Below are 13,890 nucleotides of genomic sequence, written 5' to 3' on the forward strand. Positions count from 1 at the left end.
CCGGGCGGCGGGGGGAACCGGCATGATCGAACTCATCGGCAACACGCCGCTCGTGCGGCTGCAACGCGCGTCCGAGGAGACCGGGTGCGAGATCCTCGGCAAGGCCGAGTTCCTCAACCCTGGGCAGTCCGTGAAGGATCGCGCCGCGCTGTTCATCGTGCGCGATGCGATGGAGCGGGGCGCCCTCCAAAAGGGCGGCGTGATCGTCGAGGGGACGGCCGGGAACACGGGCATCGGGCTCGCCCTGGTGGGCAACGCCATGGGGTTTCGCACGGTCATCGTCATCCCCGAGACGCAGTCGCAGGAGAAGAAGGACGCCATCCGCCACGCCGGCGCCGAGCTGGTGGAGGTCCCCGCGGTGCCCTACCGCGACCCGAACAACTACGTGAAGCTGTCGGGCCGCCTCGCCGAGCAGCTCGCCGGCAGCGAGCCGAACGGGGCGATCTGGGCCAACCAGTTCGACAACACGGCGAACCGGCGCGCCCACGTGGAGGGCACCGGGCCGGAGATCTGGCAGCAGACCGATGGCCGCGTGGACGGCTTCATCTGCGCCGTCGGTTCGGGCGGCACGCTCGGCGGCGTGTCCATGGCGCTGAAGGAGTTCGGCGACGTGAAGATCGGCATCGCCGACCCCATGGGTGCGGCGCTCTACCACTGGTACGCGGACGGCGAGCTGCGCTCCGAGGGCTCCTCCATCACCGAGGGCATCGGGCAAGGCCGCGTCACCGCGAACCTCGAGGGGGTCGAGGTGGACATGCCGTTCCAGATCCCCGACGAGGAGGCGATCCCCATCGTCTTCGACCTCGTGAGGGACCAGGGCCTCACCCTGGGAGGATCCTCCGGCATCAACGTCGCGGGGGCGATCCGCATGGCGCGGGAGATGGGGCCTGGCCACACCATCGTGACCATCCTGTGCGATTACGGCGGCCGCTACGCCTCCAAGCTCTACAACCCCGAGTTCCTGCGCTCCAAGGGTCTCCCGGTGCCTTCCTGGCTAGAGGCTCGGTCGTCCATCGCAGTCCCGTTCGAGGAGGTCGCGCAGTGACGACACCGCTGTTCCGCGATGACGCCTACCTCACCTCGGCCGATGGGGTCGTAACCGAGGCGGGCGAGGGGTGGCTCAGCCTCGACCGCTCGGTGTTCTACGCCGCCGGCGGCGGGCAGCCCGGCGACACCGGGCGGCTCGAGCTCGACGGCGGCGACGCGCTCGCCGTCACCGACGCGCGCTATGGCGAGGACCGCGCCTCGATCCACCTTGCGGTCGCCTCCCCTCCCCCCGCCGGCACGTCCGTCACGCAGCACCTCGACTGGCCGCGACGCTACCGGCTCATGCGCGTGCACACCGCGCTGCACCTCCTATCGGTCGCCCTGCCCTACCCGGTGACCGGCGGGCAGATCGGCGACGGCGACGGACGGCTCGACTTCGACATCCCCGACCCGCAGCTCGACAAGGACGCCTTGGCCGAGCGTGTGCAGGACCTCGTCGACGGTGCCCACGCGGTGACCACGGAGTGGATCACCGACGAGGAGCTCGACGCGAACCCTGACCTCGTGAAGACCATGGCGGTCAAGCCGCCGCGCGGCTCGGGACGGGTGCGCCTGGTGCGCATCGGCTCCGTCGACCTGCAGCCGTGCGGCGGCACGCACGTCGCCTCCACCGCCGAGGTCGGTCGCGTCGCCGTCACGAAGATCGAAAAGAAGGGCCGGCAGAACCGCCGCGTCCGGCTGAGCCTGGTGGACTGATGCGCATCGATCCTGCCGAACTCCACGCCCGCCTCGATCGCGTCACCGTGCTCGAGGCCTCCCTGCCCATGCCGGACAGTCGCCGCGACGCGGCCGCCGAGTTCGAGGCGCGTCGCATTCCCGGAGCGCTGCGCTTCGACATCGAGCGCATCGCCGATGTCGCGAGCGGGCTGCCGCACACCCTGCCCTCGCCCGAGGCGTTCGGCGCGATGGTGGGAGCGCTGGGCATCTCCAACGACACCGAAATCGTGGTCTACGAGGGCGGTGCGCCGTTCGCCGCGCCCCGGGCGTGGTGGATGTTCCGCGTGATGGGGCACGACGCGAAGGTGCTCGACGGTGGGCTCGAACGCTGGGTGCGCGAGGGCTACCCGGTCGAGACGGGTCCACCCCGCGTGCCCGAGGTCGCGACCTTCACCGCACGGCTGCGACCAGAGCTCCTCGCCGACGCCGAGCAAGTTGCCGAGGCGCTTCAGGAGGGCCGGCCGGTGGTCGACGCGCGCTCGTCCGAGCGCTTCGAGGGACGCGCCGCTGAGCCGCGCGCCGGGCTGCGCTCTGGCCACATGCCGGGGGCGCGGAACCTGCACTACGCGAGCCTCATCGACGCCGACGGTCGGCTGAAGCCCCCCGACGCCTTGCGCAGCGCGTTCGAGGAGGCCGGCGTCGCCCTCGACCGGCCGGCCATCACCACGTGCGGCTCGGGCGTCACCGCGGCCATCCTGTCCTTGGCGCTCGAGGAGGTCGGCGGGTCGTCGGCGGTCTACGACGGCTCGTGGACCGAGTGGGGCGCCGACACCGATCGCCCCGTCGCGAAGGGACCGGCAGCCCCGGCACAGGCCTGACATCTACCTTCGGTTAACCGCACGCTGCCAAGATGCATTGGTATGTGTAGGTCGAGGGGTGTATGTCGGACCAGGACATCTTCGAGTTTCACGCCATCGTGGCAGCGGAGCCGGCCACGTTGCGTGCCTGGCAGCACGAGCCTGCTGCGGCGAGCTGGGCGCGGCACTACCTCGTGGGCGGTGGCCACACCCTCGCGCTCGTCTCGGCGCGCAGGATCGAGCTCACGCGCCGTCGCTTCGTCGACGGGCTGCGCGTGGAGGACGAGCTTCTCCGGGCCGACCTCCCCCTCGACGGGACGGCGCTCGACATGATCGGCCGAGTGCTCCCGCCGGCGATCGGAACGCTGAAGATCGACGGGCGGACCGCGCAACGCCTCGTGGACTCGCTCGCCCACCCGGCGCTGCGTCAGGCGAGCGTCCTCATCAAGTCCCAACGGATGACGAGGGGTCCGGTGAGCGCCACCGTCAGCACCTTCGAGGTGCCGGATTGGGAGGCGACGGGCCGCTCCATCATGCTGCGCTCGGCGAGCGCGACGCAGCTTCGCGCGGCGCTCGACGCGCTTCGCCTCGCCCGGCTGCCGGACCAACCGCTGTCGGATTGGCTGCGCAAGGCACACCGTGCGGCGACGGCCGATGCCGGTCCCCGGACGCGCGCGGCCTGAACCTTTGATCTCAGCGCTCCAACCCTTCTGCTTCCTGGGCGGCAGTCGCGCTGCCGTCCCGTCGGCGCTCCATCGCTCGACCGCGCTGCGTTGACGGCCACGCGTCTTATGGATCAATGACCCCGGAGAGGTGGGGCCGTCGATGGACGTTCGCGGAGCCGAAGGGAACGTCATCGAGGGGTACCCTTCCGAGCATCGCGGGTGCAGCGTGGTGTTTCGCGGCAGGGGCCACCAGCTGACGTTCGGCGCCAACGTGAGGCTGCGCAACGCCAAGTTCCGCTTCTTGGGCAAGGGCGCTCCGACGAGCATCGTCATCGGCGACGACGTGTTCGTGAACCAGGCGGCGGACTTCGACCTCCACGCGACGCGGATCGTGATCGGCAACGGGGTCAGGATCATCAAGAAGTCGCAGTTCATCGTGGCCGGCGGCGCGACGCTCGAGATCGGCGCGGGCTGCCTGCTGGCCAACGTCCGCATTCGCACGAACGACATGCACAAGGTCGTCGACGTCGCGACGGGGGAGTGGCTCAACCCGGCGGGGGACGTCGTCCTCGAGCCGCGCGTCTGGCTCGCCGAGGATGTGAAGATCTACAAGGGCGTGCGCATCGGCGAGGGGTCCGTCGTCGGCGCCTGCTCGGTCGTCACGAGCGACCTTCCGGCCCAATCGCTGTGCGTGGGCGTGCCGGCCAGGGTGGTCCGCCAGGGCGTGACCTGGGCCTGAGGTGCCGCGCCCGACCGACGTGCGTCCGGCAAGCGGCGCGCGTCACGCGCGGGCGTGGTAGATCGCGTCGGTGAGGGGTGCGCGCACCGACCAAGGGAGCATGCCTGCCAGCGCCCACTTGTAGATCGCCGGATCCGCCGGGTTGTGCCGCGCCGCCCGGGCGAGGGTCTTGAGGGCCGATGTCGGGACGCCATCGGGCGCGGTGAGCTCGCGACGCGCGGTGTCGAGCAGGAAGCGGTGAGCGACGCCGGCGCGCATCATGTCCTCCCGGTAGCGCTCGAACAGCATCGCGCGAGCCGCACGGTTCGCCGCGAAGTTGCGCGATCGGCGCTCCCGAATGTCGGCCGCCGGGTTGAGGTACACGACGTGGGCGTCCGGAACGAAGTCGACCGCGAAGAACCGACAGACCCGCAGCCAGTAGTCGTAGTCCTCCGCGGCCGGCAGGGTGGCGTCGAAGCCGCCGACGATGTCGGCGGCCGCTCGGCGCATCAGGGCGTTCGATGCGCCCCCGTGGATGACGTTGGACTGAAGCATGTCCACCCAAACGTCGCCGCGTCGATCGGGGCGGGACAGGATGACGCTCCCGTCCGCGCCGTGCTCCTCGACGCCCGTATAGATGATGCCCACCCGGTCCGGACTGCCGGTCATAAGTTCGACCTGAGCGGCGAGCTTGCCCGGGCGCCACAGGTCGTCGGAGTCGAGGAAGGCGACGTAGTCGCCCCGGGCCGCATCGAGCCCGCGGTTCCGGGCCCGAGCGACGCCGCCGTTGCGAGGCTGGCGGATGTAGGAGAGGCGCTGATCGTCGAGCGCCGCGACGATGGCCTCGGTGTCGTCGTCACCACCATCGTCGACGATCAAGACCTCGAAGCGTCGGAACGTCTGCGCGAGCACCGACTCCAACGTCCCACCGAGGAGGTGCGCGCGGTTGTACGTCGGAATGACGACCGAGACGAGCGGATCGGATGGCGGGGTCCGAGGCATGGTCTCGGCGACGCTGCGTCGCAACGTGGCACGCCGCTCGCGGATCAGTGGGGCGACGCGCGCGCGCGGCCCGCCGTGCCGGACACCGGCCTGCCCTGCCCGACGACACAGGGCAGCGGAGGCGGCGGCCCGTTCGGCAAGTTCCCGGTCCACCGGCCGCGCCTCGACCGCGATGCGCTCATAGGCGTGCGAAAGGGGGCTGCGGTAGGGTGCCAGCCTGCCCTCAACCCGCAGGAGGTCCGCCAGTCGATCGAGGACGCGCTGGCGCGATGCCAGACCCTTCGCGGTGCTGCGGTGCCCGCTCAGCGAACCCGAGCTCCCGTCCGCACGCCGATAGTACGCGACGCCAGCCGGTGCGTGGATCAGGCGGCCGCCGGCGACCAACGCCCGCATCATCAGGTCGCCGTCGTTGTTGAGGAAGGTGCCGGCGTCCCAGCCACCGCTGGCCTCGTACGTCTCGCGGGACCAAAGGATGCTGCAGGGCGGGTGATACCAGCCCTCGAGCCAGCCAGTGAGCGGATCGTCACTCCTGAGCGGTGCGCACGACGCGTGTTGCGCGATCCAACCGTCGCCCGTCCTGGCGTAGCGCATCCAGGTGCAGCAGGCGATGCCGGTCGGATGACGATCGAGGGTCGCATCGAGCGCGGCAAGGACGTCGAGGCCGAGCAGGTCGTCGGCGTCGAGGAACATCAGCCTGTCCCCACGGGCGTGCGAGAGCCCCGCGAGCCTTGCCGCCGACGCACCGCCGAACGCCCCTCGGACGACGCGCACGTCCGCCCCGAACGCCTCGGCGACGTCGCCGGAGCCGTCGTCCGAGCGGTCGTCGACCACGATGAGCTCGTCCGCCGGTCGCGTCTGGTTCACGAGCGTCTGCAGCGTCTGGGCAAGGTGCGCCGCGCCGTTGTGAACCGGCACGATCACGGAGATGGTCACCCCGCCGCCTCCACGTCGGCGAGCAGCCTCGCGAGGCCATCGGCGTCGACCTCGAGCTCCCGGTTGACCGCATAGCCCGTGGGGGGGCCGACGTAGCGCGCCTTGGTGATCCAGTAGTTGAGCTCGAGCGCGCTCGCCAGCGCGTAGAAGTTCGGGTTGGGGAAGCTCGGCTCGGAGATCTCGATGACGTCGGTGCCCGGCGCGCAGAACATCATGTTGCTGAGCCCGGCGCCGTGCGGTGCCAACAGACGCCTGGTCTCGCCCATCAGCGCGATCTGCTCGGCAAAGGGTAGGCTCTCCATGACGACGGGCTCGTAGCCGAACCGCTCGAGGACGCGCTCGAGTTCGGCCGCGTTGTGCACGCTGCGCCCATGCACCTTGGCCCGCGAGATGAAGATGTTGCGATGGGGACGCGATGCCGGGCGGCCGAGTCGGCTGCGGACCTTCGAGACGAGTTCGGGGCGGAACCGGTCGGTCGAGAAGACCGTGAGCTCGCCGACCCGTAGGGGTCGCGACGGGTCGTGCTGAACGCAGCTCGCCGGGTCGACGCCGAACAGCTCGACGCACGCGTCGATGACGGCACCGCGTCGGCGCGGGAGGATGAGGTCGCCGAGGAGACCCATCTCCTCGAGCAGGCACAATTTGGGCAGATGCGCCGTCACCCAATGCGCGTGATTGTGGTAAACGCGCTCGGCGATCCAGGCGCCACGCGGGACCGTGACGGGGGCGGCGGCCGATCGCAGGGCCATCGCATGCCCCCCGCGAAAGACCATCTCCCGCAGGCGCAGCGCGAGGTGCGTCCGCGTCAGTATCGCGGGGTAGAAGTTGCCGCTCGTAGGCTCGTCGAACGACGTGATCAGCGCGTCTTTCAGGGTGAGCTGAAACGTCGGCGCGAGCGTGCGTGCCGGCACCTCGCGCATGGAGAACCCCCACCAACCGGCGTCGCCGTAGAGTTCCTCGGCCGAGGCGACGTTCCTGGGGAGCGGGTAATTCGCGTGAGCGACCGGGTGGAGCGTCTCGACGGCGATGCCATCGTGCGGTCCGACCGGACCGTCCGGCAGGATCTCGGGTACCCAACGCCACCCGAACCAGCCGGGCGGCACGCCACGTCGCACCGCGGCCATGGGGAGGCGTGAGCCACGCGGGCGGGTCGCGGCGAGGTCGCGTCGCAGGATGGCAGCGTCCTTCGTCGCCCCCATCACTCCACCGTTGCCATCAGGCGGAAGTCGTCGTGCCGTGAAACGAGCTCGTCGAAGGTGCCCTCGGCCTCGATCGCGCCGTCCTTCAGGAAGTAGAGCCGGTCGCAGTTGGCGACGCTGCTGAGGCGGTGCGCGATCATGATGATCGTCCGCTCGCCGCGCAGCTTGTCGATCGCGCCGACGACCGCGCGTTCGGTGGAGTTGTCGAGGGAGGACGTCGCCTCGTCGAGGACGAGGACCTCCGGATCGTGGTAGAGCGCGCGGGCGATCCGATGCGTTGTCGCTCGCCGCCGGACAGTCGCGCCCCGCGCTCACCGATGATCGTAGCCACCCCGTCGGACTGGCGTGCCAGGAACGCACCGAGCTGCGCCGCCTCGATGGCCTGGCCCAACGCCCCCTCGTCGATCGCCTCGTCGGGGACACCGAAGGCGATGTTGCGCCGGATCGTATCGTCGAGCAGGTAGATGGCCTGAGGCACGTAGCCCACCCTGGCGCGCCAGCGTGCGAGCCCGAGCTCGCGCACGTCCGTGCCGTCGGCGAAGACGCCGCCGCGCTCGGGCTGCAGGAGCCCCATCAGAACGTCGATCAGCGTCGACTTCCCCGCGCCGGTGCTCCCGACGAACGCGATCGCCCCACCCTTCGGGATCGTCACGTTGATGTCCTGCAGCGCGAACTCCTTGGCACCGGGGTAGCGGTGCCAGATGTCCTGTAGCGCGACTTCGTCCTTGAGGTTGATCGGCTGAGGGGGCGCACTGAAGATGTCCCGGCCCTTCCCCTCCAGCAGGCTGAGGTCCTCGAAGACCGGATCAACGCTGACGAGGTTGTAGCGCAGGTTCGTCCAGTACAGCATCGCCCCGCTCACCGTCTGCCGCAGCCGCACGAGCCCGACGCCGAAGAGCGAGAGCGTGATGAGCACCGACTCGGTGGAACGACCCGAGAGGACCAACGCGGCCGTCAGGATCAGCATGCCGACGACGGCGACGAACTCCGAGACCGGCATGATGGATCGGCTGAACAGGTGCTTGTAGAGGTGGACCTCGGCGATCGTCCTGTTCACCTCGTCGACGCGGTCGGCGAAGTAGCCCTCGCGGTTGAGGACCATGGCCTCCTTGATGCCGCCGAAGGCCTCGTAAAGGATTTGCACGAAGGCGGCGCGGGCCTTCTGGTCACGCTGGCCGTACCGGCGCAGGCGCTTGGCGGCCAGGAGCACGGCCACGATCCCGATCGCGCCGAAGAAGGCGATCCAGTAGAGCGTCACCACCGGCTCGACGACGAAGAGGAGGCCGAACACCGCGACGAGCACCAGGAGCTGGGTGCAGAAGTCGAGGACCGTGCCGATGAGCTGGTAGGCGATGATGGAGGCTTCGCGATCGATGTTGCGGATGAGCTCCGAGCTGTTGCGCTTCAAATGCATCGCGTACGGAGCGCTGAGGTAGGCCCTGATGAGCCTGCGAACGAGGTCCGCCCTGCGCCGCGTCGCGTAGCGCACCTGCCCGTAATGATTGACGAGGAGGAACGCGCACTTCAGCCCGTAGATCGCGATGAGCGCGCCCGCGCCCCAAAGGACGAGCTCCACCGTGGTGTCCAGCCCCAGAGCGTCCAGCGCTGCGGCCGCGGTTGGATAGTCCCGCAGCAGATCCTCGCTGACCAGCGCGCCGACGAACACCGGCACGGACGCCACGCCCAGCACCTCGAGCACGGCGCCGACCAACATCATCGCGAAGAGGATGCCGGCATTGCGACGGTCGCGTGGTGTGAGGAGCGCGTAGAGCCGCCTGAACGACGCCGGGATCATCGACGGGTGTCCTGGCGCGGGTGCGTGTCGAGCACCCGTTCGTAGAGGGCCAGGAACGGACGACCCACCACCTCAGCGGAGAAGTCCTGCGCTCGAGCGAGCGCTGCGCGGCCGAGCGCGGCAGCGCCCTCGGGATCGTCGAGCAGGCGACGCATGCCCTGCTCGAGCGCTCCTGGGTCCTCTGGCTCGACGCACAGCCCAGCGTCCGATCCAACGACCTCAGGCATGCCGCCGACGCGCGTTGCGACGACGGGAAGCCCGCAGGCCATGGCCTCGAGGAGGGCGAGCGGCAGGCCTTCGCTGCGCGAGGGCATCACGAAAAGCTCGGCGGCGTGCAGACGGCGTCGAACGGCGTCGCGATCCAGGCGACCGGTGAACTCGACGCGGTCTGCGATCTCGAGGTCGTCGGCAAGGTCCCGCAGCGCGGCGTGCTGCGGCCCGTCGCCGATGAAGGTCAGGCTCGTTCGGCTCCCGCGCGCCGACAATCCAGCGAACGCATGCAACAATAGGTCGAAGCCCTTCACTGATTCCAGGCGACCCACTGCGACGGTGCCCTTGCGTTGGCAAGCCTGTGCCGGACGCCAATACTCGATGTCGATGCCGTTCGGTATGACGTCGACGTCGTCCTCGCTGAGGCCGCCCTCCCTGATGACGGCGCGTCGAACCTCCTCGGAGACGGCGGTGACGGCGTCCGCCCGACGGAGCAGTTCCGGCAGCGCGCCCTGCCAACTCATCTGCGGAAGCAACAGGTCGCTCCCGTGCGCCGAGAGAACCAGTCGATAGCCGAACAGCCGCTGCAACCGCGCGAAGTAGAGGGCTTCGGACGTGATGAAGTGCACGTTGACGACGTCGGGCCGAACCTTCACGAGCCCGCGCGTCAGACGCACCAGCGAGGGGGCGTGCAGGGGTCGTGCCCTCACCCGGCCGACGGCGTCCGTCCTGATGTGCAAGGGGCAGCGCCAGGCGTCGCGCTCGACGGTCGGCGGCGCGACGCCATGGGACCAGACGTCCGTCACCGACACGGCCATGGCACGCAAGTCCTCGATGAGGCGCCGAACGACGCCCTGCACGCCACCGGCCTCGTCGCGGTTGACGACGGAATAGATCAGCGTGGTCGGCTTACGACCCGAGCAACGTTGCCGAGGGGGTGCGATCCACGCCAAGTTCGCGATGTGCGGGATGGCACGGGCCAATGCGGCACGCAGGCCCGCCGGACGCCCCTGCAGCCGCCGATGAATGATCGCCGATGATCGCGGCATCTCAAGTCCGATCCGGAGCGAGCTCGCCGATCTCAACGGCATGGGGTGGCTGGAACCAACGAACCGGTGCGTGGAGGGAAGGTCACTCTTACCGGCCCGGCTCGCAGCGCTGAGCGTTCGTGCCGGCGACATGGAGCGCCGATGCCCGTCCGGACGCACATCCGCACTGGACGGTCTTCGCTTCAGCACCTCGGAGGATGGCCGCTCGCTGCAATTGCGCCGGACCCCTCGCGGGCCAGCATCGAACGTAGAGCGAGCTGGCGCCGCGATCGTTCCGGGCGGGCGTCTATGGGCAGGGCTCCTGCTGGATGCGCGACCTCAGCACGTTGCTGGCCCCGAGGATGTGGGATCGCATGACAGCCCGCGCCCACTCGGCGTCCCGGCTGGCGATGGCCGCGGTCAGGTTGCGGTGGTCGTTGAGGCTTCGCCGGACGTCGTCGCCGTCGAAGTTGGCGTAGGTGTGGACCAGGAAGCCGAGCGCCATGAGAAGCTCCGATGAGCGCTTGAGGGTCGGGTTGCCGGCGGCATCGAGGATCCTCGCGTGGAAGTCCTGGTTGAGCTTCGACAACCGGCTGACGTCGAAGCCGACCGCGAACTCCGCCTCCATGGCACCGGCGATGCCCCCCAGCGCATCGGCCTCATCCTTCGACCGGCGCAGCGCGGCGAGGCCCGCGGCCTCGCCCTCCAGCAGCGCGCGGACCTCGAAGATGTCGCGAACCTCCCGCGGCGACCGCTGCGCCACGACGGCCCCTGCGTGGGGGACCATCACGACGAAGCCCTCGCTGGCCAGCTGGGCAAGGGCCGCGCGCACCGGCGTCCGGCTCACGGCGTGACGGTCCGCCAGCGTCTCCTCGCCGAGCCGTCCGCCGGGCGGGTGGAGGCCAGCGACGATGTCCTCGCGGACGAGTTCGTAGACGCGATCGGCTGCACGCCTTGCGCCGCCGCGATCACCCTTCCTGGTCATGGCCTCAGCCCCTCAGCCGCGCACTGGACACAACAACTCGGTATTAGAACGAGGATCCAGGTCCAGCTTGACATATTGTACACAATGGCCGTAGGGGCACTCGCGAGAGCTGCGTGTTCTGGCGACGGTCTTACCGCCCGTCAAACCAACGCGGTCGCTGGGGAGGGACGGGGTGGCAGCGCTCCAGGGGATCAAGGTCGTCGAGCTCGGTCAGTTCATCGCCGGGCCGTACTGCGGCCAGCTCCTCGCGGACTTCGGCGCGGAGGTCGTGAAGGTCGAGCCCCCGCGAACCGGCGATGCCATGCGTCAGTGGGGCCGCGCCGATGCCGAGGGCCGCACCCTGTGGTGGCCTGTCATCGCCCGCAACAAGAAGTCGATCACCCTAGACTTGCGCAAGGAGGCGGCCCAGGACGTAGTCCGCGAGCTCGCCCAGCGCGCGGACATCCTCGTCGAGAACTTCCGCGTCGGCCGCATGGAGGAGTGGAACCTCGGCTTCGAGGCGCTCAGCGCGATCAACCCGCGCCTCATCATGGTGCGCGTATCGGGGTTCGGCCAGACGGGTCCCTACCGCGAGCGTGCCGGCTTTGCGTCGGTGTGCGAGGCGATGGGAGGCCTGCGCTACATTTCCGGCTTCCCCGACCGGCCGCCCGTGCGCGCCGGGATCTCCATCGGCGACACGCTGGCCGGGCAGCTCGGCTTCCAAGGGGCGCTCCTCGCGCTGCACGAGCGCGCGCGGACGGGCCGCGGCCAGCAGGTCGACGCGTCGATCTTCGAGGCGGTGCTTTCGGTGACGGAGAGCCTTGTCACCGAGTACGACGCCGGAGGCCACGTGCGCGAGCGGGCCGGCAGCATCCTGCCCGGCATCGCGCCATCCAACGCCTATCCGACGGCCGACGGCGTCCCGGTGATCATCGGCGCCAACGGGGACAACCTGTTCCGCCGGCTCGCCGACGTCATGGGCCGCCCGGGCCTTGCGACGGACGAGCGCTACAAGTCCCATCAAGCCCGCGGGCACCATCAAGGCGAGCTCGACGACATCATCGCCGAGTGGACCGCGACGAAGGACGCTCAATGGTTGGTCGACACTTTGTCCGCCGCAGGCGTCCCGGCCGGGCTCACTTATCGCGCGCCCGACATGCTTGCCGACCCGCACTTCGCGGCACGTGAGGCGATCCTGCACGTCGACGATCCGGACCTCGGCGAGGTCGCCATGCAGGGTGTGTTCCCGAAGCTGTCCTCCTCGCCCGGAGCCGTCAGGCACACGGGGCCACGCCTCGGCGAGCACACGGACGACGTGCTGCGCGACTGGCTCGGATGGGACGAGGCGGCGCTCCAGCGGGCCCGCGTAGAGGCCATCATCTGAGCGACCGCTCGCGGCCGGGGCGCCGCGCGCGACATCGAACCAACGAGCGGGGCGGCCAACGAGCTCCGGGAGGAAACGCCATGGCGGGTGAGCTGCTGCTTGAGGTCGAGGTCATCCATCGATGATCGAGCCCATCATCGTCGTCGTCACGCTGCTCGGCCTGATCGCGATCGGCTCCCCCATCTTCCTCGCGCTCGGCGCGTCGGGGCTGCTCGGCCTCTACATGGCGCGCGGTTCGCTGGCGTTCTTCTTCGGCCCGACCTCGCTGTTCGGGCAGCTCAACAGCTTCGAGCTGCTCGCGCTGCCGCTTTTCGTGCTCATGGGCAACTTCCTCGCCGCGACGCCGGTGGGGATGAACCTCTTCCACGCCGCTGTCGCTTGGCTGCACTGGCTACGCGGGAGCCTCGCGATCTCGACCGTGGGCGCATCGGCGGTGTTCGGCGCCGTCAGCGGGGTGTCCATCGCAGGGGTGGCCGCCGTCGGCTCCATCGCCGTGCCGCAGATGCTGGAGCGCGGCTACAGCCGCACCATCGCGGCGGGCAGCGTCGTCTCGTCGGGAGCGCTCGCCATGCTGATCCCGCCGTCGGTGCCCCTCATCATCTACGGCGCCGTCTCCTCGGTCTCGGTGGCGGACCTCTTCATCGGCGGCATCGTGCCAGGCCTCGCCCTCGCCCTGGCGCTCGCGCTCTACCTCTACGTCCGCGTGCTGATCTTCCCCGAGGAGGCGCCGCCCTACGTGGGCGAGCGCGTCACCTGGGCGGACCGCCTGCGTGCGCTTGCCGGGATCTGGCACGCGCTGGCGCTGATCGCGTTCGTGCTCGGCGCGATCTACAGCGGGATCGCGACCCCGAGCGAGGCGGCGGCGTTTGGCGCGCTCGGCGCGTTCGTGATCGCGGTGTTCGTCTTCCGGTCGCTCGACGTGCGCGGCATCCTTCGCGTCCTCGGATCGTCGGCGCGCATCTCGGGGGCGATCCTCCTCATCATGGGGTGCGCGCGCATCTTCGGCGACTACCTCAACCTCGTTCGCGTGCCGGACGCGGTGACCGGCGCGCTGGTGGGAACCGACCTTCCACCCGAGGCGATCCTCATCCTCGTGATGCTCGTCCTCGTGGGGCTCGGCATGCTCGTCGACGCGGTCTCGCTGATCGTCGTCACCACACCGATCCTGCTGCCGCTCATCACCACGCTCGGCTACGATCCCCTGTGGTTCGGCATCATCCTCGTGCTCAACCTCGAGATCGCGGTGATCACACCCCCGGTCGGGTTGAACCTCTACACGCTGAAGGCGGTCGTGCCGTCGCTCCGCCTCGAGGAGATCGTGCGGTCCGTCGTCCCGTTCGTCTTCGTGCAGTTCGCATTGCTGATCGTCTTCGTCCTGTTCCCATCGATCAGCCTGTGGCTTCCGAGCCTCGTCAAGTAGGAACAGATCGA

At 69.6% G+C, this 13,890-nt stretch carries 13 protein-coding genes; 7 read left to right on the plus strand and 6 right to left on the minus strand.

What is annotated here, in order from left to right:
• Positions 1-22 precede the first annotated feature (22 nt).
• The 5 genes from ACOOE8_RS01905 (at position 23) to ACOOE8_RS01925 (ending at position 3,965) form a co-directional block, all read left to right on the plus strand.
• Positions 23-1,045, plus strand: a complete 1,023-nt coding sequence (locus tag ACOOE8_RS01905; RefSeq protein WP_420393209.1) for a cysteine synthase A — start codon at positions 23-25, stop codon at positions 1,043-1,045.
• Positions 1,042-1,743, plus strand: coding sequence for an alanyl-tRNA editing protein (locus tag ACOOE8_RS01910; protein WP_420393210.1), 702 nt, complete (start codon positions 1,042-1,044; stop codon positions 1,741-1,743). The genes ACOOE8_RS01905 and ACOOE8_RS01910 overlap by 4 nt, the downstream gene beginning before the upstream one ends.
• A complete protein-coding gene (locus ACOOE8_RS01915) occupies positions 1,743-2,582 on the plus strand; it encodes a sulfurtransferase (RefSeq protein ID WP_420393211.1) in 840 nt (279 codons plus the stop codon). Before ACOOE8_RS01910 ends, ACOOE8_RS01915 begins: the two co-directional genes overlap by 1 nt.
• Before the next feature lie 62 nt (positions 2,583-2,644).
• Entirely contained in the window at positions 2,645-3,244 is a 600-nt protein-coding gene (locus ACOOE8_RS01920) for a hypothetical protein (RefSeq protein WP_420393212.1), read from the plus strand.
• 142 nt (positions 3,245-3,386) lie between these two features.
• Complete coding sequence (locus tag ACOOE8_RS01925; protein ID WP_420393213.1) at positions 3,387-3,965, plus strand: acyltransferase; 579 nt, start codon at positions 3,387-3,389, stop codon at positions 3,963-3,965.
• A gap of 42 nt (positions 3,966-4,007) precedes the next feature.
• Here ACOOE8_RS01925 and ACOOE8_RS01930 read toward each other — a convergent pair whose 3' ends face one another.
• The 6 genes from ACOOE8_RS01930 to ACOOE8_RS01955 all read right to left on the minus strand — a co-directional run bounded on the left by ACOOE8_RS01930 (position 4,008) and on the right by ACOOE8_RS01955 (position 11,096).
• Entirely contained in the window at positions 4,008-5,879 is a 1,872-nt protein-coding gene (locus tag ACOOE8_RS01930; protein WP_420393214.1) for a glycosyltransferase, read from the minus strand.
• Entirely contained in the window at positions 5,876-7,078 is a 1,203-nt protein-coding gene (locus ACOOE8_RS01935; RefSeq protein WP_420393215.1) for a glycosyltransferase family 61 protein, read from the minus strand. Before ACOOE8_RS01935 ends, ACOOE8_RS01930 begins: the two co-directional genes overlap by 4 nt.
• Entirely contained in the window at positions 7,078-7,218 is a 141-nt protein-coding gene (locus ACOOE8_RS01940; RefSeq protein WP_420393216.1) for a hypothetical protein, read from the minus strand. Before ACOOE8_RS01940 ends, ACOOE8_RS01935 begins: the two co-directional genes overlap by 1 nt.
• Positions 7,215-8,873 (minus strand): ABC transporter transmembrane domain-containing protein, encoded by a 1,659-nt coding sequence (locus ACOOE8_RS01945; RefSeq protein WP_420393217.1) that lies wholly within the window; start codon positions 8,871-8,873, stop codon positions 7,215-7,217. The genes ACOOE8_RS01940 and ACOOE8_RS01945 overlap by 4 nt, the downstream gene beginning before the upstream one ends.
• Positions 8,870-9,943, minus strand: coding sequence for a glycosyltransferase (locus ACOOE8_RS01950; protein ID WP_420393218.1), 1,074 nt, complete (start codon positions 9,941-9,943; stop codon positions 8,870-8,872). The genes ACOOE8_RS01945 and ACOOE8_RS01950 overlap by 4 nt, the downstream gene beginning before the upstream one ends.
• Positions 9,944-10,418: 475 nt before the next feature.
• A complete protein-coding gene (locus ACOOE8_RS01955) occupies positions 10,419-11,096 on the minus strand; it encodes a GntR family transcriptional regulator (protein ID WP_420393219.1) in 678 nt (225 codons plus the stop codon).
• A gap of 172 nt (positions 11,097-11,268) precedes the next feature.
• On the opposite strand from ACOOE8_RS01955, the gene ACOOE8_RS01960 reads away from it, so the two are divergent.
• Positions 11,269-12,459, plus strand: a complete 1,191-nt coding sequence (locus ACOOE8_RS01960; RefSeq protein ID WP_420393220.1) for a CaiB/BaiF CoA transferase family protein — start codon at positions 11,269-11,271, stop codon at positions 12,457-12,459.
• A gap of 121 nt (positions 12,460-12,580) precedes the next feature.
• Positions 12,581-13,879: a TRAP transporter large permease gene (locus ACOOE8_RS01965; RefSeq protein ID WP_420393221.1), complete on the plus strand. Its 1,299-nt coding sequence runs from the start codon at positions 12,581-12,583 to the stop codon at positions 13,877-13,879.
• Positions 13,880-13,890 lie beyond the last annotated feature (11 nt).

It is taken from the genome of Acuticoccus sp., from assembly GCF_965213555.1.
In the GTDB taxonomy this organism is placed as follows: Bacteria; Pseudomonadota; Alphaproteobacteria; order Rhizobiales; family Amorphaceae; genus Acuticoccus.